The 24,236-nt window shown below is 54.2% G+C and carries 25 protein-coding genes; 17 read left to right on the forward strand and 8 right to left on the reverse strand.

Features of this window, described 5'->3' with window-relative positions; genetic code table 11:
• Positions 1-112: 112 nt before the first annotated feature.
• From MIM_RS16145 to MIM_RS16160, 4 genes are all read left to right on the forward strand, one after another.
• Positions 113-1,090: a Bug family tripartite tricarboxylate transporter substrate binding protein gene (locus MIM_RS16145; protein WP_025373797.1), complete on the forward strand. Its 978-nt coding sequence runs from the start codon at positions 113-115 to the stop codon at positions 1,088-1,090.
• Complete coding sequence (locus tag MIM_RS16150; RefSeq protein WP_025373798.1) at positions 1,087-1,830, forward strand: class II aldolase/adducin family protein; 744 nt, start codon at positions 1,087-1,089, stop codon at positions 1,828-1,830. The genes MIM_RS16145 and MIM_RS16150 overlap by 4 nt, the downstream gene beginning before the upstream one ends.
• Positions 1,831-1,835: 5 nt before the next feature.
• Entirely contained in the window at positions 1,836-2,615 is a 780-nt protein-coding gene (locus MIM_RS16155; protein WP_025373799.1) for an SDR family oxidoreductase, read from the forward strand.
• Between the two features lie 190 nt (positions 2,616-2,805).
• Positions 2,806-3,867, forward strand: a complete 1,062-nt coding sequence (locus MIM_RS16160) for an endonuclease/exonuclease/phosphatase family protein (protein ID WP_025373800.1) — start codon at positions 2,806-2,808, stop codon at positions 3,865-3,867.
• A gap of 31 nt (positions 3,868-3,898) precedes the next feature.
• Here the strand turns inward: MIM_RS16160 and MIM_RS16165 are convergent, their stop codons facing one another.
• The 4 genes from MIM_RS16165 to MIM_RS16180 form a co-directional block, all read right to left on the reverse strand.
• Positions 3,899-4,888 carry a Bug family tripartite tricarboxylate transporter substrate binding protein gene (locus MIM_RS16165; RefSeq protein ID WP_025373801.1) on the reverse strand — a complete coding sequence of 330 codons (990 nt, stop codon included), beginning with the start codon at positions 4,886-4,888 and terminating at the stop codon, positions 3,899-3,901.
• A gap of 65 nt (positions 4,889-4,953) precedes the next feature.
• On the reverse strand, positions 4,954-6,432 hold the full coding sequence (locus MIM_RS16170) for an aldehyde dehydrogenase (RefSeq protein ID WP_025373802.1): 1,479 nt from the start codon (positions 6,430-6,432) through the stop codon (positions 4,954-4,956).
• Positions 6,433-6,453: 21 nt separating this feature from the next.
• Positions 6,454-7,053, reverse strand: coding sequence for a thiamine pyrophosphate-dependent enzyme (locus MIM_RS16175; RefSeq protein WP_042070440.1), 600 nt, complete (start codon positions 7,051-7,053; stop codon positions 6,454-6,456).
• The gene (locus tag MIM_RS16180) at positions 7,053-7,589 is read right to left on the reverse strand and encodes a phosphonopyruvate decarboxylase (RefSeq protein ID WP_025373804.1); all 537 of its coding nucleotides are present in this window, start codon (positions 7,587-7,589) and stop codon (positions 7,053-7,055) included. Before MIM_RS16180 ends, MIM_RS16175 begins: the two co-directional genes overlap by 1 nt.
• Positions 7,590-7,696: 107 nt before the next feature.
• On the opposite strand from MIM_RS16180, the gene MIM_RS16185 reads away from it, so the two are divergent.
• The 8 genes from MIM_RS16185 to MIM_RS16220 all read left to right on the forward strand — a co-directional run bounded on the left by MIM_RS16185 (position 7,697) and on the right by MIM_RS16220 (position 14,975).
• Positions 7,697-8,632, forward strand: coding sequence for a LysR family transcriptional regulator (locus MIM_RS16185; RefSeq protein ID WP_025373805.1), 936 nt, complete (start codon positions 7,697-7,699; stop codon positions 8,630-8,632).
• A 479-nt stretch (positions 8,633-9,111) separates the two neighbouring features.
• A complete protein-coding gene (locus MIM_RS16190; RefSeq protein WP_245592756.1) occupies positions 9,112-10,005 on the forward strand; it encodes an ABC transporter substrate-binding protein in 894 nt (297 codons plus the stop codon).
• Complete coding sequence (locus tag MIM_RS16195; RefSeq protein ID WP_025373807.1) at positions 10,002-11,006, forward strand: FecCD family ABC transporter permease; 1,005 nt, start codon at positions 10,002-10,004, stop codon at positions 11,004-11,006. The genes MIM_RS16190 and MIM_RS16195 overlap by 4 nt, the downstream gene beginning before the upstream one ends.
• Positions 10,999-12,030 (forward strand): FecCD family ABC transporter permease, encoded by a 1,032-nt coding sequence (locus tag MIM_RS16200; RefSeq protein ID WP_025373808.1) that lies wholly within the window; start codon positions 10,999-11,001, stop codon positions 12,028-12,030. The genes MIM_RS16195 and MIM_RS16200 overlap by 8 nt, the downstream gene beginning before the upstream one ends.
• Before the next feature lie 39 nt (positions 12,031-12,069).
• Positions 12,070-12,879 carry an ABC transporter ATP-binding protein gene (locus MIM_RS16205; protein ID WP_025373809.1) on the forward strand — a complete coding sequence of 270 codons (810 nt, stop codon included), beginning with the start codon at positions 12,070-12,072 and terminating at the stop codon, positions 12,877-12,879.
• A gap of 216 nt (positions 12,880-13,095) precedes the next feature.
• Positions 13,096-13,848: a 2OG-Fe(II) oxygenase gene (locus MIM_RS16210; protein WP_025373810.1), complete on the forward strand. Its 753-nt coding sequence runs from the start codon at positions 13,096-13,098 to the stop codon at positions 13,846-13,848.
• Positions 13,849-13,945: 97 nt separating this feature from the next.
• Positions 13,946-14,743 carry a 2OG-Fe(II) oxygenase gene (locus MIM_RS16215; RefSeq protein ID WP_025373811.1) on the forward strand — a complete coding sequence of 266 codons (798 nt, stop codon included), beginning with the start codon at positions 13,946-13,948 and terminating at the stop codon, positions 14,741-14,743.
• A complete protein-coding gene (locus MIM_RS16220) occupies positions 14,706-14,975 on the forward strand; it encodes an Ada metal-binding domain-containing protein (protein ID WP_025373812.1) in 270 nt (89 codons plus the stop codon). The genes MIM_RS16215 and MIM_RS16220 overlap by 38 nt, the downstream gene beginning before the upstream one ends.
• A gap of 37 nt (positions 14,976-15,012) precedes the next feature.
• On the opposite strand, the gene MIM_RS16225 is transcribed toward MIM_RS16220, so the two are convergent.
• Positions 15,013-15,978 carry a Bug family tripartite tricarboxylate transporter substrate binding protein gene (locus MIM_RS16225; protein ID WP_025373813.1) on the reverse strand — a complete coding sequence of 322 codons (966 nt, stop codon included), beginning with the start codon at positions 15,976-15,978 and terminating at the stop codon, positions 15,013-15,015.
• A gap of 295 nt (positions 15,979-16,273) precedes the next feature.
• Here MIM_RS16225 and MIM_RS16230 point away from each other — a divergent pair, with 295 nt between their 5' ends.
• Positions 16,274-17,392: a muconate/chloromuconate family cycloisomerase gene (locus tag MIM_RS16230; RefSeq protein ID WP_025373814.1), complete on the forward strand. Its 1,119-nt coding sequence runs from the start codon at positions 16,274-16,276 to the stop codon at positions 17,390-17,392.
• A 124-nt stretch (positions 17,393-17,516) separates the two neighbouring features.
• On the opposite strand, the gene catC is transcribed toward MIM_RS16230, so the two are convergent.
• Together catC and MIM_RS16240 are read right to left on the reverse strand one after the other, a co-directional pair.
• Entirely contained in the window at positions 17,517-17,792 is a 276-nt protein-coding gene (gene catC / locus MIM_RS16235) for a muconolactone Delta-isomerase (RefSeq protein ID WP_025373815.1), read from the reverse strand.
• Between the two features lie 70 nt (positions 17,793-17,862).
• Positions 17,863-18,861, reverse strand: a complete 999-nt coding sequence (locus tag MIM_RS16240) for a Bug family tripartite tricarboxylate transporter substrate binding protein (RefSeq protein ID WP_025373816.1) — start codon at positions 18,859-18,861, stop codon at positions 17,863-17,865.
• A 153-nt stretch (positions 18,862-19,014) separates the two neighbouring features.
• Between MIM_RS16240 and MIM_RS16245 the strand changes: the two genes are divergently transcribed.
• Entirely contained in the window at positions 19,015-19,896 is an 882-nt protein-coding gene (locus tag MIM_RS16245) for a LysR family transcriptional regulator (protein WP_025373817.1), read from the forward strand.
• A 276-nt stretch (positions 19,897-20,172) separates the two neighbouring features.
• Positions 20,173-21,315, forward strand: a complete 1,143-nt coding sequence (locus tag MIM_RS16250; protein ID WP_245592757.1) for a transporter substrate-binding domain-containing protein — start codon at positions 20,173-20,175, stop codon at positions 21,313-21,315.
• Positions 21,316-21,375: 60 nt separating this feature from the next.
• Here the strand turns inward: MIM_RS16250 and MIM_RS16255 are convergent, their stop codons facing one another.
• Positions 21,376-22,011, reverse strand: a complete 636-nt coding sequence (locus MIM_RS16255) for a carbonic anhydrase (RefSeq protein ID WP_025373819.1) — start codon at positions 22,009-22,011, stop codon at positions 21,376-21,378.
• 484 nt (positions 22,012-22,495) lie between these two features.
• Between MIM_RS16255 and MIM_RS16260 the strand changes: the two genes are divergently transcribed.
• The gene (locus MIM_RS16260; protein ID WP_025373820.1) at positions 22,496-23,209 is read left to right on the forward strand and encodes a TerC family protein; all 714 of its coding nucleotides are present in this window, start codon (positions 22,496-22,498) and stop codon (positions 23,207-23,209) included.
• Positions 23,210-23,848: 639 nt separating this feature from the next.
• Entirely contained in the window at positions 23,849-24,235 is a 387-nt protein-coding gene (locus tag MIM_RS16265) for a helix-turn-helix domain-containing protein (protein WP_025373821.1), read from the forward strand.
• Position 24,236 lies beyond the last annotated feature (1 nt).

Raw genomic sequence — 24,236 nt, forward strand, 5'->3', positions numbered from 1 at the left:
GTTTTTGATTGAAAAATAGACTGACCAACTCCTGACCGATACTATTTGTTATGGAATGTAGACATCTACATGACCAACAATATTATAAATTCAATCATAATCAGGACGAGACATGACACAACGCTATTTGATCAAGGGGCTGCTTGCCGGCGCCTTGATGGCATTTACCACGGGCGCGCTGGCAGCCCAGTATCCAGCGAAGCCAATCACCATTGTAGTTGGCTTTCCCCCCGGGACATCGACCGATGCCGTTGCCCGCATCCTTGCCAATAAAATGGGCAAAGACCTGGGACAACCTATTATTGTTGAGAACAAGCCGGGCGTGGGCGGCAGCCTGGGAGCTGGGATTGTAGCTAAGGCCAGGCCCGATGGATATACGCTGGTACTGTCGGCAACCGCACCCATGAACATCAATCCACATGTGTATAAGTCTCTGACTTATGACGCTGCGACAGATTTCGAGCCCGTCGGACAAACGACCTGGCTACCCTATGTGCTGGTCACCAACAACAGTAAAGGGTTGAAAACCTTTAAAGAGTTGATCACCTACGCAAAAGCCAACCCGGATAAACTGACCTTTGCCTCTATCGGCAAAGGCACGACCAGCCACCTGTTAATGGAGTTACTGATGAAAGAAACGGGGACAAAAATGGTACATGTGCCTTATTCAGGCAGCACCCAGTCCCAGACGGATGTGATAGGCGGCAACGTCGATATGACATTTGACACCGTTGTTTCAGCGATGCCACACGTCAAATCCGGCAAGCTGAATGGTCTGGCCGTCAGCGTGGCTAACCGCGCCAAGCTCGCGCCCGATATTCCGACCATACAGGAGCAGGGCTTGCCAAACTTCAATATGGGTGCCTGGCTGGGCATTTTTGCCCCCAAAGGCACGCCCCGCGAGATTGTGAATCAGTTGCACACGGAATTGAACCGAACACTCAGCGATAAGCAAACCAATGACAAACTGGTGGCGCTGGGTTCTGAAGTCGTCATGAGCGACTCGCCCGAGGCTTTCGGAAAAATGGTCAGGGAAAACTATGACACATGGGGGAATATTGTGAAAGAAGCAGGAGTAGACCAGAAATGAAATACAGTGACACCGAATGGGAAGCCCGGGTAGACCTTGCTGCCTGCTACCGGCTCATGCCGCTTTTCGGGATGAGCGATCTGGTATATAACCATATCACGGCGCGCATACCCGGTACCGATGACGAGATTCTGATCAACCCTTATGGTTATATGTATGAAGAGATCACCGCTTCCAGCCTGATCAAAATCAATATCAAAGGCGAGGTACTCGATAATCCGCACACAGATGGTACCGGCGTCAATCAGGCCGGATACGTGATTCACAGCGCCGTCCATGCCTCGCGTCACGATGTCGGCTGTGTTATTCATACCCATTCTCGCGCGGGCATGGCCGTATCTGCCATGGAGTGTGGCTTGTTGCCGATTACCCAGACCTCTATGCGCTTCAAGGACATCGCATATCACGACTACGAGAGTGTCGCCATTGATATGGATGAGCAGCAACGCCTGGTTGCCGATCTTGGCCGGCAGGACGCAATGATTCTGCGTAACCATGGCTTGCTAGTGGCCTCACCATCCATTGCTGAAGCATTCAATGCCATGTACTGGCTGGAGATGGGATGCCGTGCTCAGGTTGATGCACTGGCCGGCAATACCAAGCTGATCATCCCTTCTGCACAAGTGGTGGAACGAACGCACCATCTGTACCAACCCAGCGTGCGACGCCCATTTGGCATCATGGAGTGGCCGGCCATGCGTCGTTATCTGGACCGCCGAGACGCGAGCTACAAAGACTGACCCGTATGATCAACACCGACAAAAATACCTTGTTTGATTTAAGCAATCAGGTAGCGCTGGTAACGGGTTCGACCCGGGGACTGGGCTATGAAATAGCGCGGGGACTGGGACAGGCCGGCGCTACGGTGATTGTTCATGGGCGCGACGAAAATAGCGCACAAGCCACGTCCCGCAAACTGGCAGACGCGGGACTGGCAAGCGCCTGGGTCGCATTTGACCTGGATGATCGGGCGGGCTGTCAGCGAGCTTTCGCACAGATCTGGGACGATCATCAGCGACTTGATATCCTGGTAAACAATGCCAGCATCAGAATGCGTCGTCCATTACAGCATATCGATACCATGGAACTGGAAGCCATTACGCGTACCAATGTTCTGTCTACGATTGAAATTTCCCGTGCGGCTGTCTCCCTGATGAAGCGGAATCATTACGGCCGAGTTATTACGATCAGTTCAATCGCGGGGCAGATCATTCGCTTTGGAGATTTTATTTATCCCGTCACAAAACAGGCGCTCAATACCGTCACCCGCTCACTGGCGGTCGAATTCGGGCGTGACGGCATATTGAGCAACGCTGTTGCACCCGGTACCTTCGCCACGCAATTCAATCAGGCTTTGATAGAAAATCCCGATAATATTGCAAAAATGCAGGAGCGCAATCCGCTGCAACGCTGGGGTGACCCTGTAGAAATTGTGGGTCCGGTCCTTTTCCTGGCCTCGGCTGCCGCTTCTTATGTAAACGGCCAGATATTGGCGGTCGATGGCGGGTTTTCCATTTCGTTCTAGCAACCGGAAAATGCTCGGCGGGCATTTTCCTGCCGGTCGGGCATATCCAGGCCACACGCAAAAAATGAATGTCGAGTTGAGAAAAAATTCACAATTATTGAGTATTGCCCCCCATTAATCGCGCGCCGGTTCAATGGGATAACATAAATACTCTTTATAATAAACACTCATTCCATACGGAGCATAACGAGTGTCATATCTCTACGTTCTGATTCTTATCGTGCCCGCGCTTGCAACGGCGCTCGCCTTTCTGCCCAACAGCCATTGGTCCATCCGCAGCCTGGATTTTCCCAGAGTGCAGATCGCCGTCCTGTGTCTGGCAAGCCTGATCCTCGCTGCGCTGAATCCGCCTGCACTGGCCGGGTCTGTACTTATGGTGATCGTGGTCAACCTGGTCGCCCTCATCTACCAGCTTTATAAAATTTATCCATACACACGCCTGGCAAAAAAAGAGGTCCTGAGCAACCATGCCCCGGATGATGACCGAACCCTCTCTCTGCTGTCTTCCAATGTCCTTACGCCAAACCGCCGCAGCGATGCTTTAATTGCACTTGTGAATCAATACCAGCCCGATCTGTTACTCACGCTGGAAACGGACCAGTGGTGGCAGGACGCATTGCACAGTCTGGAAACCGATTACCCTTATCGCGTAGCCATCCCTCTGGACAACCTGTACGGCATGCATCTGTATTCGCGCTTGCCGCTAAAGAACACAGAGGTGCTGTATCGGGTTGAAGACGACATCCCATCCATCCGCAGCCAGGTGATCTTGCGCTCTGGCGACACAATCCGGATTTACTGTCTGCATCCGACACCGCCAAGCCCGACCGAAAGCGAAACGTCCAAACCAAGGGATGCCGAACTGCTGCTGGTGGGCAAACAGATTCGCGAGCTGGACGAAACGGCGCTGGTCTTCGGCGATTTGAATGATGTCGCCTGGTCTCCCTCTACCCGCCTCTTCAAGAAAGTAAGCGAATTACTCGATGCCCGCATCGGGCGTGGCATGTTCAACACCTTTCACGCGCACTATCGTTTTTTACGCTGGCCGCTGGACCATATATTTCAGAGCGCTGAATTCCAGATCAAGCACATGGCCAAATTGCCGGATATCGGATCCGATCATTTCCCCATTTATGCAAAATTTCAGTACTGCCCCGCGCAGGAGGACCTGCACGAAGTGGAAACGGCAGATGCCGAAGAAATGGCGCAGGCGGATGAAAAAATAGCCGAAGGGCATGAAGAGGTCAAATGACGCGGATCCGCCATGCCAACCATCCTCATGACTAGCCGCGTTTCAGGCCACCGATAGAGGTAATAATCGGACCCCATTTATCAAGTTCAGATTGAACCAGTTGCGCAAGTACTTCTGCCGTTGAACCCGCAGGAGTCGCACTCAACTCTATCAGCTTAGCCTGCACTTCAGGCAGCGCCACCACAGCCTGCAATTGCAGGCTCAGCATGTCAACAACAGCAGGCGGAACACCAGCCGGCCCAAAGACCGCGTTCCAGGTATAGGTCTCGAAGTCGGCAACTCCGGCTTCTGCCATAGTGGGCACATCAGGAAACGAAGCAGAGCGCTCCCGTGTCGTTACCGCCAGGGCCCGCACCGAACCGGCACGGATGTGTGAGGCCGCACCGGACAGGACGTCGAACAGGATGGGGATCTGGCCGGCAATCAGATCAATCATGGCAGGTCCGCCCCCCTTGTAAGGAATATGCTCCATCTTTACGCCAGTCCGGGATTTGAACAGTTCGCCAGACAAATGCGGCGGCGTTCCCACACCCGATGAGCCATAATTGAACTTGCCTGGCTGCGCTTTTATCAGTGCAATCAATTCCTGCAGATCCTGCGCTTTAACCGAAGCACCGACCAATAATACATTCGGTACAGTGGCAATAAGCGAGACCGGTGTGAAGTCTTTCTGTGGATCGTAAGGTGGATTTTTTGTTGTCAGGGGATTGATGGCATGCGTGGCAACTGTACCCATCAGCAACGTGCTGCCGTTACCGTTTGCTCGCGCGACTCTGGTCGCACCAATGGCGCCACCACCACCTCCTGTGTTCTCCACCACCACCGTATGCCGGATGCGCTCGGACAACTTTTGCGCAATGAACCGGGAAACCACATCGGTTGATCCTCCCGCCGCGAACGGCACGACCAGCGTGATCGGCCCTGCAGGCAACACCTCGTCCCCCCAGGCTGCCGTCAGCGGGATTCCGATAGATGCAGCAATACCCGCTTTGAGCAGCGTGCGTCTTGTCATCGTCGTCATTTTATTTTGTCTCCAGATAGGGTTTTTTATTTATGGCTATTTAATTCAGGCGAGGCAGGTAGCGTCTAACGCATGACAAACGGATTGCCGGTTACCGCGCCACTGTTGATCCAGACACTTTTTGTTTGCAGGTATTCGCCAATCGCGCCGATTCCGTTTTCCCGACCCAGGCCGGAATCCTTGTAGCCGCCGAACGGCGCCATATAGCTGATCGCACGATAGGTATTCACCCAGACCGTGCCTGTCTTCAGATTTTCAGACATGCGAATTGCACGTGCCATATCGCTGGTCCAGACACCGGCCGCCAGCCCGAAGCGTATGTCATTTGCAATTGACAGCGCATCCTCTTCATCCTCAAAGCGGATAATAGAGAGTACGGGGCCGAACACTTCCTCCTGGGCAATCCGCATGCTATTGCGCACCTCACCAAAGATAGTGGGTTCAATAAACCATCCATTACCACAAGCGTCATCATCCGCCGGCTTCCCTCCCAGCAACAACAGAGCTCCTTCTCCCTTAGCCACTTCGATATAGTCTTTCACTTTCTGGTACTGGGCTGGTGTCGTAATGGGTCCAACCTGTGTCTGGGCATCCATGGGGTTGCCCATTTTGGCCGTTTTCGCCAGAGCCAATAATCTGGCCACCACCTCGTCATAGACTGTGTCTTGCACCAGCAGGCGCGAGCCGGCAATACAGGTTTGGCCCGTCGCGGCAAAAATGCCCGACACCGCACCATTTACGGCCTGATCCAGATCAGCATCAGCAAATATGATATTCGGCGATTTGCCGCCCAATTCCAGGGACGTGTGTTTCAACTGGGCGCCGGCCTGCTGGTTGATCACGCGTCCTGTGGCATCGGACCCGGTAAATGTCACCTTGCTCACCAGCGGATGTTCAACCAGTGCCGAACCCACCTCATTCCCAAATCCGGTAACCACATTAAACACGCCGGGCGGAAAACCGGACTCTTCAAACAGCGACGCAAACTCAAGGGTCGAGGCCGAGGTGAATTCAGATGGTTTTACCACCACCGTGCAGCCTGCAGCCAGTGCCGGCGCGATCTTCCATGCAAGCAGCAGCAAGGGGCTGTTCCATGGCGTGATCACGGCTACCACGCCCATGGGTTCGTGCCGCGTGTAGGCAAAATAACCCTTCTTGTCCAGCGGCAGCGTCGCGCCCTGTACTTTATCGGCCAGCCCGCCGTAATAGTAGTACCACTGGGGTACGTAGTTCAGTTGCCCCAGCATTTCACTATACAGTTTGCCGTTATCTCTGACCTCGGTTTGCGCCAACTGCTCGGCCCGCCTGGCGATCACTTCACCAAGCCGATGCATAAGCAATCCACGCTGGCTTGCCGTCATCTCCGCCCACGCGCCCTGCGTAAAAGCCAGATGCGCGGCCTGCACCGCAAGGTCAACATCCTGAGCACTACAGCGGGGAATGTGCGCCCAGGTCTCACCGGTAAACGGGTTTTGCGTTTCGAACCAGATGTTCGTAGAAGGCTTAACCGACTGCCCATTGATATGCAAATCATAACGTTTCATGCCACGGCTCCCTGGTTCTATTCAGAAGGGCTGCAAACCCAGTTCCGCACGAAAGCGATTCTTTATATGTACCCCGTCCCTTGAGGGCAGGGCCCGCGGTAACTCGCCGATGTCAATCAGCACCCGTGCCAGCGTCACGCCGTCTCGTGCCTTGATCCGCTCTGCCACTTTGTCCGCTTCCTGCAAAACATCAACAGTAAAAGCATTCGCAATGCCAAAGCCTTTTGCAACGGCCACAAGATCTGTTCCCAGGCTGGCATGACTGCGTTGCATACCGGTTTCGCCATAATGACCATTGTCCAGAACCACAATGGTCAGATTCGACGGCTGCCGAACGCCAATGGTTGCCAGGCTGCCCACGCCCATCAATTGCTCTCCATCACCGGTGACGACAACGACCGATTTATCTGGCCGGGCCAGGGCCAGACCAAGCCCCATAGCGCTAGCGCCACCCATGGCGCCCCACAAATAGAAATGCCCCGCTCGGTCACCCGAAGCAAACACGTCGTAACTGGGTGAACCCAGGCCGGTGATAATCAGCGCCTCTGGAATCTGCTGCATTAATTGGGCCACAAATGCACGACGGTCTACGCGCTGGCCTGTTGACAATGTGTCTTTCATTATTTCACCCATGATTTGCGTCCGATCAGACTTTGTGACAACAGAACGGCAACCTGCTCGCCTGCCTCAAAAGCAGCGGTCAGGCCCGCATTCACCAGTTCTCCCACCTGCTCGGGCTCATCGGCGCGCATAACAGTGATTCCCATCAGTTCCAGCGCCTGCTGCGTGACTTTGCCCATGGGACCCTGCCAGGGGTTGAATTCTGCATATTCGCCACGCATGGTCACCAGCGTAAAGAAAGGAAAGCGGCAACTACTGAGCAGCGAGAACATATTGACGCAATTGCCCACGCCGCTGCTTTGCATCAACAGCACGGCTTTGTGCCCGCCCAGCCAGGCTCCGCAATTGAGGGCGACGCCCTCTTCCTCTGTGGTCAGCGCCACGTCCAGAATGTCCGGATCAGCCTGCGCCTTTCGGATGACAAGCGCATGCCCCGCATCCGGCACATACGAAATCTGTTTGACCTGCGCGCGCTTAAGTTCATCGAAAATAGCCGCCTGCCATTGTTGCTGCACGTTTATCTCAACCCCATCCATGATCGTTCCCTGGTGAATATAGTCAGTTTTAATACTAACATTCGATCAATATTCATTTACAATAGTATTTTGCGATTATTCAATCGTAATTTTTGATGGAAGCGCCGATGGATCTCAAACAATTGAAAGCACTGGTCACCATCGCCGAAACGGCGAACATGACGCGCGCGGCCGAGGTCCTCAATATCGTTCAGCCGGCGCTCTCACGACAGATCAGCATGCTGGAAGATGAAGTGGGTGCGATCCTGTTTGAACGGGGCCGTCAGGGCATGATCCTGAACCAGGAAGGAAAAACCTTTCTTGAATATGCCAGACGCATTTTGCACGAAGTCGAAAAGGCAAAGGCAGAAGTACGCCCCTCATCCGGCACAGTAAGCGGCATAGTCAACGTGGGGCTGCTGCCCAGCACCAGCGATTTGCTGTCAAGCATGTTGTTGCGCCGCTTGCAGCAACAATATCCGGAGATCAGGATCACCATCACCGCCGGCTATGCCGGCCATTTGCAGGAATGGCTTGAAGTGGGCGAGATTGACGTTGCTTTGCTGTACGCAGCCAAACTGAGCTCCTCCCTGAATGTTCAACCACTGGTTCAGGAAAAACTGTGGTTTGTTAGTCTGCCCGGAAACGGTTTACGACCGGACAAACCGGTCACGCTGAACAGGATGGCCGACAAGCCCATTATTCTGCCTAGTCGCCCGCATGGCTTGCGCGTTCTGGTCGACCGTGTCGGACGGGAAAACAACCTGCAATTGCACGTGGTCGCTGAAACCAATTCCATGAGCGTGCAAAAACGCCTCGTGCTGGACGGACACGGTTACACAATTCTGCCTTCCATTGCCATTGCAGAAGAGCTGGCGCTGGGACACCTTGAGGCAGCCCCCCTGACTGATGCCGGCTTGTCCCGAACCATTGTGCTCGCCCGCTCCCGCGAGAGAAATATGACCATGTCAGTCAAATGCGTTATGCAGACGCTTTCCGAGTGCATCAGAACAGGCATTGAAAACGGCGGCTGGGCACACGCGCAGTGGATTGCAAAAAACTGACGAATTCCTTCAGTATCCTTACATTTCAAACGTAATAAACAAAGCGAGCCAGGGAATCTGGAAAATTATGTAATAATTCTCATTCTATTTTTTCGTCGCCCGGTTGATCGGATCTTCCTGATGTATAAATCTATTCTTATTGGCCATGACCACGGTATGGTCCGCAACTTCAATCAAGGCTCAGGAAGCCGCTACCCGGTGTCTGGCCGTCATCATGAACACCGGTACACAGTCCGATATTGAACCCGGGAATGCACCGCAAAAAGTTGGCGTTCTTCGATGCGACGGGTTGCCGGTCGCGGTCGCGCCATTTCGTTAAGATATTCGGTCAATTGCTGATGAAGGCACTATCACAACTGTGGCCCAGGCGAACGGTCGCGAATCTACGCCACGCACGCACAGTGTTACGCGCAATGTTGCCCGTCGGTTCACTCAACTGGTCAACACATCGCCTGCCCTTATGGTTCCTGCTGTTGGTCATGACCTGTACCAAGGCCGTGGCCGCGCCCTACACTGTGCAGCATGCTCTCGGCTCAACAACGATTCCCGATACCCCGCAACGGGTGATCACACTGTTTCAGGGGGCCACGGATATTACAGTTGCACTTGGCGTCAAACCCCTGGCAACCGTCGAATCCTGGACAGAAAAACCGGTATATCGCTATCTGCGCAATGACCTGGAAGGCTTGCCCATGGTGGGCCTGGAGTCTCAGCCCAGCCTGGAAGATATTGCCAGGCTCAAACCTGACTTAATCATTGCCTCCAGATTCCGCAATGAAAAAATCTATGATCTGCTGTCCTATATCGCTCCTACAGTCGCAGTGGACGAGATCTATGAATTCCGGGAAAACACCCGACTGATTGGCCAGGCATTAAATCGGCAAGCCCGGGCGCGGTCGTTGCTGGACCACTGGGAGGCACGCCTGGCACACACCAAAAGGCGGCTGCAGGAAAAATTCGGTGCCGCCTGGCCCTTATCGGTATCCATTCTGGACTTTCGCAGCGACCATGTCAGGATTTATCTGGCCAACAGTTTTGCCGGCTCGGTACTATCCGATCTCGGTTTCGTATGGAGTGAGCCATTCAGAAAATCCAGTTGGCCGCTGATGAAACTAACAAGCGAGGAAAGCATTCCAATCAGGGATGCCGATGTTTTCTTCGTGCAAATGCGCTCGGACAGCCGGGTCGTGCAAAACCGCTATGATGACTGGTCCCGACATAGGCTATGGCAACAATTGAAGGCAGTAAAAAACCGGCAGGTTTATCTGGTCGACAACGTTTACTGGAGTCTGGCCGGCGGCATTCTAAGCGCCAACCTGATGCTCGACGAACTGGAACAGCTCCTTGAGGCGCCGGCGGGTGGGCACAAATGACGACGCGGCATACTCGCCTGGGCGCTGCGCTGACGCTGGCAATTGGCCTGGGCTTACTGGTTCTGCTGGCGGTCCTTAGCCTGTCGGTCGGCATCACCTATATTGCACCGGGTGATGTACTGGGCGCGCTGTTTCAACCCGATCCACTGGATATCAACCATATTCTGGTGAACACCACCAGGCTTTCTCGCATGACAGTTGCCATCGCCGTGGGTGCCTGTCTTGCTGTGGCCGGCGGGCTGATGCAGGCCGTGACCCGCAACCCTCTGGCCTCTCCCGGCTTGTTTGGCATCAATGCCGGTGCTGTTTTTGCCATTGTCCTCCTTGCGCCCCTGTTCGGCTCGCCTTCCCTGACCCAATTCATGATGCTGGCCTTTGCCGGTGCCGCGGTCGCCGGAACACTGGTCTATTGCATTGGGATGCTGGGCAGTCGCAGCCCCTTTCGCATTGTCCTGGCGGGTGCTGCCGTCACTGCACTGTTTGCCTCTTTTACCCAGGCGCTGCTCGTGATCAGTCAGGACGGTCTGGACAGCATTCTGTTCTGGATGGCCGGTTCGGTTGCCGGACGTGAAATGCAGGCCGTCGTTGCCCTCTATCCCTATCTGCTGATCGGCTTTGCGGCCAGTTTCCTGCTGGCCAGGCATATCAATATTCTGGTGACGGGCGAGGAGATTGCCCGCGGCCTTGGGCAAAATACATTTGTCATTCGTTCGCTATTGAGCATCATTATTATTCTGCTGGCGGGTGGCGCGGTGTCGCTGGCCGGCAATATCAGTTTTATCGGACTGATCGTGCCTCACATTGTGCGCCGACTGCTTCCCGGTGATTTTCGCTGGCTGCTACCCGGGTATGCGATTTTCGGGGCGTTGTTGCTGTTACTTGCCGATATTGTCGCCCGTATCGTACTGATTCCTCAGGAAGTGCCTATCGGCGTGGTCACGGCATTATTAGGGGCGCCGTTTTTTATCCATATGGCCAGAAAGGGAATGCGCAATGGATAAATGGCTGACCTTGCGCAACAATTGGTACTCACGCCAAATCAACACGGGCACATGTATCGTGCTTGCCCTGTTGCTGCTGTTCACGCTGGCGGTTGCCCTGCTGTCGCTCTCTTCTGGCAAGTACATGCTATCGCTGTCAGCAATCATGGATGCGTTGCGCAGCAGCACGATGACGGGGGATGCCTTTATCGTCTCCATTCTGCGCGCGCCCAGAATGCTGACGGCGCTGCTGGCAGGCGGCGCACTGGCCGTAGCCGGTCTGCTGTTGCAAACCATTATCCGCAATCCGCTGGCCTCACCCGACATTATCGGCGTCACCAGCGGCGCATCGGCTACCGCAGTGTTTTTCCTGTCATTTATGACCTCCTGGCTCAGTATGCAATGGCTGCCACTGGCGGCAATGGCCGGTGGTTTTATCGGCGCCGCGCTGGTTTACCTGCTGGCCTGGAGGCGCGGCGTATCACCCACAAGGCTGATCCTGGTGGGGATTGGGGTGTCGGCAGCGATGGTCGCCTGCACCACCCTGTTGCTGGTCTTCAGTCCCTTATCTTCAACGCTCACCGCTTATGTCTGGCTTACAGGCAGTGTCTATGGAGCACGCTGGCATGACATCACAACCCTGTGCCTGTGGTTACTGCCGGCGGCCGTGTTGCTGGTTGTTCTGGCCCGAACGCTGATCGTCAATGAACTGGACGACGCACTGGTTATCGGCCTTGGCATTTCCCTGGAGCGGGCACGACTGGTTCTGCTGGCGTTAAGCGTCTACCTTGCGGGCGCAGCCATTGCCTACACGGGCGCGCTGGGATTCGTCGGCCTGGTCGCACCCCATATAGCGAGACGCATTGGCGGAAAATCCGGCCTGAGTCTGATTATCGTGACGATGCTGGTCGGGGCCAATATGGTTATGATCGCCGACCTGATCGGCCGCACGCTGTTTTTGCCGCTGGATTTACCCGCCGGTATTTTTGTGTCGGCCATCGGCGCGCCGTTCTTCATCTATTTGCTGTTGCGCTCACGTGCCTAACATAACTGTCATTGTAATTTTTATGAAAGATCGACCGGAATGGATCCTATACAAAGCCAAGACCTTACGCTGAAGTACGATACCCGAATCGTCATTGACGGGCTGAATCTGACCATTCCCAAGGCAAAGATTTCGGTACTGGTGGGCAGCAATGGCTGCGGCAAAAGCACCCTGCTCAAATCCTTTGCCCGGCTGATCCGCCCCACCCAGGGTACGGTTCTGCTTAACGGCAAGGACATCCATCACCGCTCCACGGCCGCGGTTGCGCGCGAACTGGCCATTTTGCCGCAAAGCCCGGCCGCGCCGGAGGGCCTGTCCGTTTATCAACTGGTGCGTCTGGGACGATTCCCTCACCAAACCTGGTTGCAGCAGTGGTCCAGAGAAGACGAAACGATTGTGACGCAGGCACTGGCGCAAACCGAACTGACCGACGTTCAGGACAGGCCGGTGGATGCGCTGTCTGGCGGGCAGCGTCAGCGCGCCTGGATTGCCATGACGCTGGCACAGAATACCGATACGCTGCTGCTGGACGAACCCACCACCTATCTGGACCTGGCCCACCAGATCGAAGTGCTGGATCTGCTGTATGAATTGAATGTGACCAGACATAAAACCATCGTCATGGTCCTGCACGATCTGAACCTCGCCTGCCGCTATGCCCACAATATGATTGCCATCGCCGACGGGAAGGTCTACGCACAAGGCAACCCGGCACAGGTGCTTGATGCCGCCATGGTTCGGAATGTATTTCATCTGCAAAGCAAAATTGTTAAAGACCCGCTATACGGCACCCCCATGTGTATTCCCATTGGCAAAGGAATCCATAGTGCCGGCATTGACGCATCCTGACACTACAAGCCTTGGCGCGGACCAGTGGCAATTTGTTAGATTATCTCTATTTCAATCGCAAGTAGCGGATGGTCAGATCGTAAAGCGCAGTCTACACTTTGACTATCCTCATATTCCCAAAAATACCTAACGAATATGTCATCGCATTGCCGGGCTGCGGCCACCCCTGTGGTCTGCACTGCCTTGACGAACCGGCTGCAAAGAGATGAATGCAATATGAATACAGGTCAAATTGATCGCTACCCATCACATGAAAATGTAGCAGCGTATGCCGCCACCATCGCGAGCGCAGACTGGTACGCACTTGAGCGCTCGCTTAATGAACATGGGAATGCGGTTATCCCCGGCCTGTTGACTGCAGCCCAATGTAAAGCGCTGGCCGCAGGCTATGATCGGGAGCAAGGCTATCGCAGCCGGATCGTTATGGCTCGTCATGGATTCGGTCGGGGCGAGTACAAATATTTCGCCTATCCCTTACCCACATTGCTCAACCAGTTGCGCCACCTGCTCTACCCGCACCTGGCGCCGATTGCCAATCGCTGGAGCCGGCAACTGAACGAGAAAGAATCTTATCCGCCAGCCCTGGATGCTTTCCTGGCGCAATGCCATGCTGTCGGTCAGACCGGCCCCACGCCATTGATTCTGCAATATGGCCCGGGCGACTATAACTGTCTGCACCAGGACCTGTATGGAGATCAGGTTTTCCCTTTGCAAGTGGCAATTTTGCTCTCTGCGCCAGAGCAGGACTTTACCGGCGGCCAGTTCGTGATGACAGAAACAGCCACAACCGGCCAGCGCGCCGAAGTGATCCCACTGAAGCAAGGCGATGCGCTTCTCTTCACTGTCAACCACCGGCCTGCGCCCGGCAAACGCGGCCGCTTACGCAAAGTTGCCATGCGCCACGGCGTAAGCGCTGTAAATAGTGGCAGGCGCCATACATTAGGGATTATTTTTCACGATGCCTGCTAAGCGATGGATCAGAGAAAGGACGCTATGCCATTTGCCATTTGCCATTTCCATTTAGCCCTCTGAACAAAACCACACTTTCATCCGGGATATGATGCGCATGACCCTTCTCGCGAACACAATAGATTGCCTTGACTGGATCCGCATCGAAACAAGACTGGACAGCGAAGGCTATGCCCTGCTCCCTGGCTTGCTATCTGCTGCTCAATCTCAGGCGCTGATGAACACAATAAGCGGCCAGTCAAACAATCAAATGAACGGCCTGACCAATGGCCTAACACTGCGTCGCATCACATTGACAGACAATGATCCGGGTCGCGGCCAGCTGTTCTTTTTTAACAATCAGCTTCCCGAGGTGCTTGCCACTTTGCGTGCGCAGCTCTATCGCCATCTGATGCCAATCGCCAATCACTGGAACCACGTATTGAATATCGGATACCGTTATCCCGACACACTGGACGGCTTTCTGCAATCCAATTGCCAGGCCGGTCAGGAGCGACAACTGTCACATCTGCATCGATTAAAAGCATCAGACTATCTTGCCCTGCACCAGTGGAGCGACGGCGAGTTGGTGTTTCCGTTACAGGTATTAATACAGCTAACTGAACCCGAACGCGATTTCAGCGGTGGGCAATGGGTCATGACAGAACAGCGTCCACGCATGCAGTCTCGCCCGATTGTCCTGTCGTTACATCAGGGCGACGTTGCCATCATCTGCACAGCCCGGCGTCCCATCAAAGGAAGCCAGGGTTTTTACCGGGTCAATATGAAACATGCTATCAGCCGCGTACGCGGTGGTCAGCGCATTGGACTGGAACTGTTTTTTCATCATGCTCCCGGCAGCGATCAGAAGGAAACACATGAACAAGCCACGCTATTGGACCTTGACCGGCCCTGACGGCAAACCCTGGCGTAGCAGTGTTCCCGGTGAGCTGGGTGGACACAGACGCAGCAAACTCTATGGTTGCCTGGATTGCCGCGCCGCCCTGCAGGCCATTGCTCGCGGTGGATACGTTCAACATCGGGTATTTTTTGCCAATGAAGCAACGGCCATCGCTGCCGGCTACCGGCCCTGCGCAGTATGCCTTCCGACACCGTATGCCAACTGGAAGGCCGCGCAGGCAAAATAAACAACAAACACCAAGCCAACTGAAATAGTCGCTCGTGCTATTGCATTTGCAAATTCGCAGCATGCACCGTATCGGCCCATAAATGCTGCTGATCATTGATAAACGTCGCGAACGCCGCCGGCGTGTTCCCGCCCGGTGTGCCGCCTAGCGATTTGAAACGCGCAATTATATCGTCACTCTGCAGCGCCTGTTTGGCAGCCTGTTGAAGTTGACCAACAATATCATCCGGCGTGCCTGCTGGCGCGACCAATCCAAACCATGCGTTGACAACCATATTATCGATGCCCGCCTCTTTCATGGTGGGCACATCCGGCAACTGCTCAGAACGCTGCTCGCCCGTGACCGCTAACGCCCTGAATTTACCGGACTGGATGGACGGCAGAGAGCTGGGCAGATTATCGATCATGAACGTATATTGATTACCCAGCAAACCCGATACCGCCGGGCCGGCGCCCTTGTAAGGGACATGTTGCGCCGTCTGTTTGATCCGTTGCAGGAACATCTCTGCGGACAGATGCGGCGACTGCCCTTTGCCCGAGGAGCCGAACGTCCTGCGATCTTCATTCGCAGCAAGATATGCAACAAGCTCCGATACCGATTTTACCGGCGTCTCACTATTAACAACCAGTACATTTGGCACTGAAATGACAAGCGTGATAGGCTTGAAATCCTCCTTCTTATAGGGTAGCGTTTTGTAAAGGCTATAGTTGATTGCATTAGGTCCTACATTGCCCATGCCCAGCGTGTAGCCGTCCGGCTTGCTGCGCACCAGCGCCTGTGAACCGATAATACCCGCCGCTCCGGCCTTGTTTTCAACAACGACCGTTTGCCCCAGTATTTTGCTCATTTTCTCACCCACCAGCCGTGCCACAATGTCGGTTGTCCCGCCAGGTGCAGCCGGGACAATAATTGTGACGGGTTTCTCCGGCCAGGCCGCACTGGCGCTACCTGCCAATATCATCGTCGCCAGTACGCCACCGGCAACCGTTCGCAAAAAGCTCATCCATGTCTCCCTATCCCAGGTTCTATTTATACAGTCAGGGTAGCCGCTAACGCCTGGCTTAACCATCTTTGATTCGCGAACACGTACTTCAGTATTGTTTAATACCGGTTTACCCGTACATGCCGCCTGTGATATGCAGTCCTCGTCTTGCAGCCAGCGACCCGCTCGCAACCGGTGCTTTCAAACATTCAATACCTTTTCGGTATACCTGCGAACAAATTCCATATTAGACTGGACGCTGCCCGACTTATATACTCGGAAGTTAACAATCAATCCGCTACCAGAGGACATGGATATGGATGCAACCATAGTAGAAGTCAGTTCGCAAATTCTTGATATCCCTACCATTCGCCCACACAAAATGTCCGTGGCCACCATGCATAACCAATGCCTGGTCCTGGTGCGTATCAAAACCTCCGATGGTATTGAAGGCATCGGCGAAGCGACCACGATCGGCGGGCTCAATTACGGTGGCGAAAGCCCCGAGAGCATGAAGACAAACATTGATCGCTATTTTGCACCCTTGCTTATCGGCCAGCCGGCAACAAAGCTGTCTGCCATTCGCCAGCGCATCGACAAGGCCATCAAGGACAACCGCTTTGCCAAATGTGCCATCGAAACGGCACTCTACGACGCCTATGCAAAACGCCTGGGCGTGCCACTCAATGCACTTTTCGGTGGTGCCATTCACGACCGGATCAGTATTGCCTGGACGCTGGCCAGTGGCGATACTCAGAAAGACATAGACGAAGCACAACAGATGCTGGCCACCCGTCGCCACCAGATTTTCAAACTCAAGGTGGGCATGCGGGCGCCGAAAGACGATCTGAAACACATTCGTGCGATCCGGCAAGCGCTGAGCGATGACGCCAGCATTCGCATCGACGTTAATCAGGGGTGGTCGGAAACCGAAGCCACGCAGCAGTTGCGTGCACTGGCCGATGCCGGCGTAGAATTGGTGGAGCAACCCATCCACGAGAAGAATCTGGCCGGCCTGCAACGCCTGACAGCGCTGGGTATCGTGCCGATCATGGCCGACGAATCGCTCAAAGGTCCGCAGGATGGCTTTGCACTGGCCAGCGCACATTGCGCCAATGTGTTTGCCATCAAGATCGAACAGGCCGGCGGCCTGCAACACGCACGCGACCTGATCGGCATCGCCCAGGCCGCCGATATTGCCCTGTACGGCGGCACCATGCTGGAAGGCTCTATTGCCACCATCGCCGCCGCGCATCTGTTCTCTACTCTGAACCGGCTGGAATGGGGAACCGAAATGTTCGGCCCGTTATTACTCAAAGATGAGATTCTGGCAACGCCACTGGACTACAGCGACTACTCCCTGAAGATTCCTCAGGGACCTGGACTGGGTATTACCCTGGATGAAGACAAGATTGCGTTCTATACACGCAAATAGATGATACGGGCCAACAGATGATACGGCTGGTTCAATAGCCAGCCGCCTCGAACGGAAAACCACGCTCGAACACAACTGAAATGACCGGCACGACGCGAAATCGTCGTGCCATATAACATATGCGTCAGATCGCAGACGGATGACGGCACAGGGCGGTTACCTGGATATCCATATAGGGAAACAGCGGCAGCCCGGACAGCAGATTGTGCAGCTCTTCATTGTCCTGCACATCAAAAATACTTACGTTGCGATACTGGCCTACCACGCGCCAGATATGCGGCCATTTACCGGCCCGCTGCAAGTCCTGCGAGTATTGTTTTTCCCGTGCCTTGATGTCTGCTGCGACCTCTGCAGGCATGTCATGAGGGATGTTGACGGTCATTTCTACCATAAATAACATATGTGATCCTTAAATATTAGTGGGCCAAATGTCACGACTCATGCCGTCACACTCAGCTGGCCCGTTGCACTTACTGCGCCGAAATACCGGTCTCGGACAGGATTTGCTTCCATTTGTCGGTTTCAGACTGCAGGTACGTCCTGAGTTCTTCCGGCGTACTGCCGATTCTTTCGGCGCCAATCGTCTTGAATGTGGTTTTCACCTTGTCGGTATCCATGGCCTTCACCATTGCTTTTTGCAGCGTCTGAATCACCTCGGGTGGGGTACCTGCCGGCGCAAAAGTGGCAAACCAGGGGCGTAACTCATACCCCGGCAGGCCACTTTCGGCGACAGTCGGCACGTCGGGCAACGAAGCCGAACGCTTGCTGGTGGTAATTGCCAGTGCCTTCAGCTTGCCGGAATCAATATGCGGTTTGGATGAGGTGATACTGTCAAACATGTAATCTACCTGCCCGCCCAGCAGGTCGGATACGGCGGGACCACTGCCTTTATAGGGCACATGCAGCATATCCAGTTTTCCCAAATACGTGAACAGCGCGCCGGCCAGATGAATAGAGGTGCCCACACCAGCCGACGCATACGTATATTTGCCGGGATTGGCCCTGGCCTGTTCGATTACGTCTTCGACCGAATTAACGTCTTTACGAGTAGCCTGCGTCACCAGAATATTAGGCACATCTGCCAGCAGCGAGATGGGTGCGAAATCTGCAATCGGATCGTAGTTCAGTTTCTTGTAGAGTGACGGATTGACGGCCATACCATTGGCAACAATCATGATCGTGTAACCGTCAGGCTTGGCGTTGGCCACCTGGGCCGAGCCGATATTGCCGCCTGCGCCGGGTTTATTTTCCACAACGATGGGTTGTCCCAGGTCTTTGGCCAGTGACTCACCCAGCGTACGCGCAATCACATCCATTGCGCCGCCCGGCGGGAAAGGCACGATCCAGGTGATGGGACGTTCCGGATAGGCGGCGGCCGCAGTGCCGGTGACAAACAAGCCGGTCAGCGCGGCCGCCGCACAAACGGCTTTGATGCCGGATAATCGACGAATATTTTTTTTCAATTGCATCTCCATACGATATGAGGGGCAGTGCTACTGTCACAAGGCCGCAAGCGGGCACCCGGCGTCGCTCGCCGTTATATAGTTTTCTTCATTATCCGTATTGTCTTTGCTCGTGTCTAAGACTATATTTGGCGTAATCGATACTTTTAAGGTATGAATATGGAATTAAGACAGATCCGCTACTTCCAGTGCGTAGCCCGCGAGCTGAGCTTTACCAGGGCGGCGCGGATTTTGCACATTGCCCAGCCGCCCCTGAGCCGGCAAATAAAAATGCTTGAGGAAGAACTGGGCGTGGCGGTATTCGAACGTCTGGGTCGCGGTATTGTGCTGACCGATGCGGGCCGTTACTTTCTGGATCAGACTGAAAAAATGACGCAACGGCTTGAAGAAACCATCAACGCCACGCGCCGCATTGGCAAGAGCGACCGCATCTGGTTCGGCGTGGGCTTCGTGCCATCCACGCTGTATGGTCATATGCCGGCCCTGATCCGGCAATTACGCCAATTGAACACGCAAGTAGAGATCGGCCTGGTGGAAATGACAACACTACAGCAGTTTGAAGCACTGAAATCCGGCCGAATCGATATCGGTGTCGGACGAATCCTGCTGAACGATGAGGAAATCGAACGCCTGATATTGACCGACGAGCCGCTGGTCGCAGCGCTACCCAGTACACATCGTCTGGCTGCAAAAAAATCAGTCCGGCTCACAGACATCATTGATGAGCCGCTCATCCTTTATCCAGCCAGACCGCGGCCAAGCTACGCAGATCATGTATTAAACCTGTTCAATCAGAACGGCTATTCCCCTCAGGTCATTCAGGAAGTCAATGAATTGCAGACGGCCATCGGGCTGGTGACGGCCGCTATCGGCATCGCCATTGTGCCCGAATCGGTGCGTCGCCTGCATCGCGACGATGTCGTGTATGTGGAACTGGATGAACCCACCTTCACCTCCCCCATCCTGCTGAGCTGGCGCAAAAACGATCACTCGGCATTCCTTGAACAGGTGATTGGCCTGTTTAAGCGCACCACCATATGAACGCGATGCATACGAGCGACCCTCAGGAGCGATACCGGGCCGATCATGTCCGGCAATTCAATCACACTTGTGAACCACGGGTAAGCAACGCCGCAACCGAATATGGTTTATAAAGGAGCGTGAGCACTGCTATTGCGGCAGGTTGTGTAACCGTGTTGCCGTTGCAGTCACTTAGGATAAACATGATGAACGTTGCAAAACATAGGCTAAGCTGCTGCGTGCATGGTCCCTGTTCAGGCCAGCGTTTCAACTGTGACAAACAAATAGTAACAAGACATGAAAAAGTACGGCGTATTTGAATCTGGCGGCCTTAGATGGATCACACGGGCATGGATCACACGAACACTTGAAATTGTCGGTTTTGCGCTGATGATCGGCCTGGCTCCCGGCCCGACCCCGGCACAGGAGCAGGCTGCAGCGTCCAGAGCTGTGACGGTTGGTGTGTATGAAAGCCCGCCCTTTGTCACGCGGGAAAACGGACAATATACCGGTATGGCAATTGAGCTTTGGCAGTCACTGGAGAATAAGCTGCAACTGTCATCTACCTATAAAAGCTATCCTTCCTATCGCAAACTCATAGAAGCGGTTCGTGACGGCGAAATAGATGCTGCAGTAACAAACCTCACCATCACCAGGCAACGTGCGCAGTCCATTGCGTTCACCCAACCCTGGTATGACTCTGGTCTGAGAATCATGACGCCGAGCAAGGGATCGGGCTCCTTTCAGAGCATACTGGAAGGGCTGTCTGACAGCGGTCACTTGACCACTTTTGCCTGGCTGCTGATCCTCGCCCTGTTTGCAACCGTCATCATCACCCTGCTAGATCGCAGGCTGGACAGCGAATTCCCGCGCAGATGGCGCGAAGGACTGGCGGATAATTTTTTCCATACCATGTCGATCCTGACCACCGGCAAGACCACGCATAAAAACCTGTTTGGATGGATTGGCCGCATATGGTCGGCATTATGGATGGTGCTGGGCGTCGCAATCATTGCCTATGTCACGTCATCAATCACAAGCGTCATGACAACGACCTCGCTGACCAGTCAGATCCATTCCCTGTCCGATTTACCTGGCAAGACTGTGGGTGTACTGGGCGGCAGCGTGGGCGAAGACTATGTTCAGGAACGGGGCATTGAGACACGGGATTATGACTCGCTGGATGCGTCGGTCGAGGCACTGCTATCGGACGACGTTGACGCGCTGGTCGGTGATGCATCGGTTCTGGAATACTTCGCCCATTCTCAGCCGGGGCAACCCGTACGTCTGGTCGGAACGGTGTTTCATCCCGACAAATACGGATTTGGTTTTCCCCTGCAAAGCGATCTGTTACGGCCCGTCACCCTGGAGTTGCTTGGCATGCACGAGCGCGGCGACATACACAAGCTGCGCGTGAAGTACTTCGGCGATACACGTTAGCCGGCAACCGGGTTAGTGTCACGGGCATGACACGGCCCAACAGCAAGCTGCCAGACTGTGTTATTCCGAATAAGCCTTGAATTCGCCTGATTGTGTATCGCGAACAAACAGCACGCCGGTGGCGACACCAAAATAGGCACCATGCAGTTGCAACAAGCCTGCCTCAACGCGTTCGCGCACGGTTGGAAAGGTCATCAGATTGGCCAGACTGTATTCGACAACGGCCCACTCCAGTTGCCGGATCCAGCTCTGACGATCGTCTGTGGGCGGGCCCAGCCGCTCAACCACAGGCGCGATCTGCGACATCCATTTCCCAATGAAGTCGCGCTTGGATAATGGCGCAGCATTATTGGCAAAGGCCGCCACACCCCCGCAACTGGCATGCCCCAGCACCACGATATGCTTAACCTGCAATGCATTGACGCCGAATTCGATGGCGGCACTGGTACCGTGATAGGAAGTCTCGACGTCAGTTTCACAGGGCGGAACCAGATTGGCAATATTGCGCACGACAAACATTTCGCCCGGCCCTGCATCAAAGATGGTCTCCGGAGCAACGCGGGAGTCGCCACAGCCGATCACCATGATTTCGGGGTGCTGACCGCTCTGGCCTAACTGTTCATAGCGCGCGCGCTCACGTTCGAGCCGGCCATGAAGAAAAGAGGCATAGCCATCGGTCAGTCGTTGGGGGAACATAGTGGAATCCTGAATTGCAAAATTTTAGTCGTCACATTTTACTCTGAATTTTTTTTCGCTTCGGCCAGCGGGCACGCCTATAACGTATCCTGCGTCAAGTGGCCGACAATGGCCGTGAAAACCACCCGAAAAAGCACAAACTCACAAAAAAATAACTTGACAGCGCGTCAATCGCCGTTATACTTCCACTATCAAGGGGAGTAGCTATATTCCGCCGCATCGTCATTACGGTTGTCATGCAGTTCGTTCCATGCAGACGCCCGGTGCCCGGGCAACATATCCATGTTGCAGCAAGACCTTGCCACCAAGGGCAAGGTACATCCTCTGAATCATGATGGCCTGTGTCCTTGCGGATCAGGCCGTTTTGTTTTGTCTGACGCTACTCTCAATGACTTTGTGCGCCCTTTCGGATGCACGAATCAGGCAGCAGGCGCCCCGATCCGTTTCATTCCAACATTCAATTAAAACGGATTCATGGTGAATTATGCTTGAATTTTTACAGACACTAAGCTGGGCCGCTGTATTTCAAATTATCCTGATTGATATTCTGCTGGGTGGCGACAATGCAGTTGTCATTGCGCTGGCCTGCCGCAACCTGCCGAAAAAACAGCGCATGCAGGGTATTCTATGGGGCACGGCTGGTGCCATTATCCTGCGGGTCGCACTGATTGCGTTCGCACTCACGCTGCTGACCGTACCTTTCCTTAAAATTGTGGGTGCGCTGCTGCTGTTATGGATCGGGATCAAACTGCTGATTCCGGAAGAGGACGCACATGGCAATATCAAGGGCGGCACGACGGTTTTCGCTGCATTCAAAACCATTCTTATTGCCGATTTTGTGATGAGCCTGGATAACGTGATTGCAATCGCCGGTGCCGCTCAGGGCGCAAATCCCGAGCACCAGATTGGTCTGGTTATCTTCGGTCTTGTCGTGAGTGTGCCCATCATCATCTGGGGCAGCACGCTTGTACTCAAACTGATCGACCGGTTCCCGAGTGTCGTCCTGTTTGGCGCCGCACTGCTGGGCTGGATTGCCGGTGGCATGCTGATTACAGATATCTTCATTGTGGAACGCTTCGGTGAGCCTACCACCATGATGAAACTGACGGCCGAAATCATCGGTGCCCTGCTGATCGTTGTGGTGGGACGCACGCTCGCACAGCGTAAAAAATCCGCTGCCCTGAGCAACAACACTTAAGGGCACCGGATGCCCGCAGCGGCCTGGCTGCTGTGGGCATGCCGCACTACAGAACAACATAAAGGAACCATGCCGGAACACCGGGCCGCCACAGGCGACTGCCCGGTCAGCAACAAACATCACGGCACCTTTTGACAATGACATATGCCTTAACGCATATGTCATTTTTTTGCCTGCAACCTTTGCGGGCAGCGACGCCCTTCCTGGTTGCCGCCAATCCCTGATAGGCTTCTGGCGACAGGCGCCAATACGGCATGCGAAGGATACTCATATAAACATCTCCGGTTAAAAATAAACTGAACCGGCTGCCACAACAATACATCACAGAACACGGATTCGCACTTTTTTGTCCGGGTCGCCAGATCACGGAATCGATATTAGCGAGCCAGTGGCTTTGCGTACAGGGGCAGGAAACCGCCAATTATATGGTCCACATTTCATAAAAAACACGTCATTTTTTTGTCATTTATGCCTTTGGTTGCATATTCACTTGAAAGCATATATCATACCCACCTTAAAGATGCAGAACAGATTCCACATTTGACCAAGTGCCATGCATTGCGGTCCATATGATCAGCCTGGTTGCTCGGGCATGTTCGCATTCCAATTTACGCTTTTCATTTTTGCAGAAGCCAGATCATGCCAAAAAAATCCAGTAAAGAGACAACGCCCCGAATTGATCGGGGTGCCGATAAACCCCAGAAACGCACTCGGTCCGCGTCCGGTCAGGTGGTGAAAGTGGCCACGCTCAAAGAACTGCGCAAAGCCACCGGACACACCCAGGAAGACCTGGCCATTGCACTGGACATTGGCCAGGGCACCATCTCGCGCATAGAAAAGCGCAGCGACATGCTGGTCTCTACTTTGCAGCACTACATCGAAAGCCTGGGTGGCACGTTGCAAATCGTCGCTGCATTTACCGATCGTCCATCCATTGTGGTGGAGCGCCTGGGCAAAAAAATTCCGCCTCATCAAAAAAACACTTCTATGAGTTCTTCACAAGTAATGACATCTGTTGACACCTGAT

The sequence above is a fragment of the Advenella mimigardefordensis DPN7 genome, from assembly GCF_000521505.1.
In the GTDB taxonomy this organism is placed as follows: Bacteria; Pseudomonadota; Gammaproteobacteria; order Burkholderiales; family Burkholderiaceae_B; genus Advenella; species Advenella mimigardefordensis.

Bases quoted from the DNA above. Each gene is read 5' to 3' on its own strand.
- MIM_RS16145 (WP_025373797.1), top strand. From the start codon at position 113: ATGACACAACGCTATTTGATCAAGGGGCTGCTTGCCGGCGCCTTGATG.
- MIM_RS16150 (WP_025373798.1), top strand. From the start codon at position 1,087: ATGAAATACAGTGACACCGAATGGGAAGCCCGGGTAGACCTTGCTGCC.
- MIM_RS16155 (WP_025373799.1), top strand. From the start codon at position 1,836: ATGATCAACACCGACAAAAATACCTTGTTTGATTTAAGCAATCAGGTA.
- MIM_RS16165 (WP_025373801.1), bottom strand. From the start codon at position 4,888: ATGACGACGATGACAAGACGCACGCTGCTCAAAGCGGGTATTGCTGCA.
- MIM_RS16170 (WP_025373802.1), bottom strand. From the start codon at position 6,432: ATGAAACGTTATGATTTGCATATCAATGGGCAGTCGGTTAAGCCTTCT.
- MIM_RS16175 (WP_042070440.1), bottom strand. From the start codon at position 7,053: ATGAAAGACACATTGTCAACAGGCCAGCGCGTAGACCGTCGTGCATTT.
- MIM_RS16180 (WP_025373804.1), bottom strand. From the start codon at position 7,589: ATGGATGGGGTTGAGATAAACGTGCAGCAACAATGGCAGGCGGCTATT.
- MIM_RS16185 (WP_025373805.1), top strand. From the start codon at position 7,697: ATGGATCTCAAACAATTGAAAGCACTGGTCACCATCGCCGAAACGGCG.
- MIM_RS16190 (WP_245592756.1), top strand. From the start codon at position 9,112: ATGACCTGTACCAAGGCCGTGGCCGCGCCCTACACTGTGCAGCATGCT.
- MIM_RS16195 (WP_025373807.1), top strand. From the start codon at position 10,002: ATGACGACGCGGCATACTCGCCTGGGCGCTGCGCTGACGCTGGCAATT.
- MIM_RS16200 (WP_025373808.1), top strand. From the start codon at position 10,999: ATGGATAAATGGCTGACCTTGCGCAACAATTGGTACTCACGCCAAATC.
- MIM_RS16205 (WP_025373809.1), top strand. From the start codon at position 12,070: ATGGATCCTATACAAAGCCAAGACCTTACGCTGAAGTACGATACCCGA.
- MIM_RS16210 (WP_025373810.1), top strand. From the start codon at position 13,096: ATGAATACAGGTCAAATTGATCGCTACCCATCACATGAAAATGTAGCA.
- MIM_RS16215 (WP_025373811.1), top strand. From the start codon at position 13,946: ATGACCCTTCTCGCGAACACAATAGATTGCCTTGACTGGATCCGCATC.
- MIM_RS16220 (WP_025373812.1), top strand. From the start codon at position 14,706: ATGAACAAGCCACGCTATTGGACCTTGACCGGCCCTGACGGCAAACCC.
- MIM_RS16225 (WP_025373813.1), bottom strand. From the start codon at position 15,978: ATGAGCTTTTTGCGAACGGTTGCCGGTGGCGTACTGGCGACGATGATA.
- MIM_RS16230 (WP_025373814.1), top strand. From the start codon at position 16,274: ATGGATGCAACCATAGTAGAAGTCAGTTCGCAAATTCTTGATATCCCT.
- catC (WP_025373815.1), bottom strand. From the start codon at position 17,792: ATGTTATTTATGGTAGAAATGACCGTCAACATCCCTCATGACATGCCT.
- MIM_RS16240 (WP_025373816.1), bottom strand. From the start codon at position 18,861: ATGCAATTGAAAAAAAATATTCGTCGATTATCCGGCATCAAAGCCGTT.
- MIM_RS16245 (WP_025373817.1), top strand. From the start codon at position 19,015: ATGGAATTAAGACAGATCCGCTACTTCCAGTGCGTAGCCCGCGAGCTG.
- MIM_RS16250 (WP_245592757.1), top strand. From the start codon at position 20,173: ATGAAAAAGTACGGCGTATTTGAATCTGGCGGCCTTAGATGGATCACA.
- MIM_RS16255 (WP_025373819.1), bottom strand. From the start codon at position 22,011: ATGTTCCCCCAACGACTGACCGATGGCTATGCCTCTTTTCTTCATGGC.
- MIM_RS16260 (WP_025373820.1), top strand. From the start codon at position 22,496: ATGCTTGAATTTTTACAGACACTAAGCTGGGCCGCTGTATTTCAAATT.
- MIM_RS16265 (WP_025373821.1), top strand. From the start codon at position 23,849: ATGCCAAAAAAATCCAGTAAAGAGACAACGCCCCGAATTGATCGGGGT.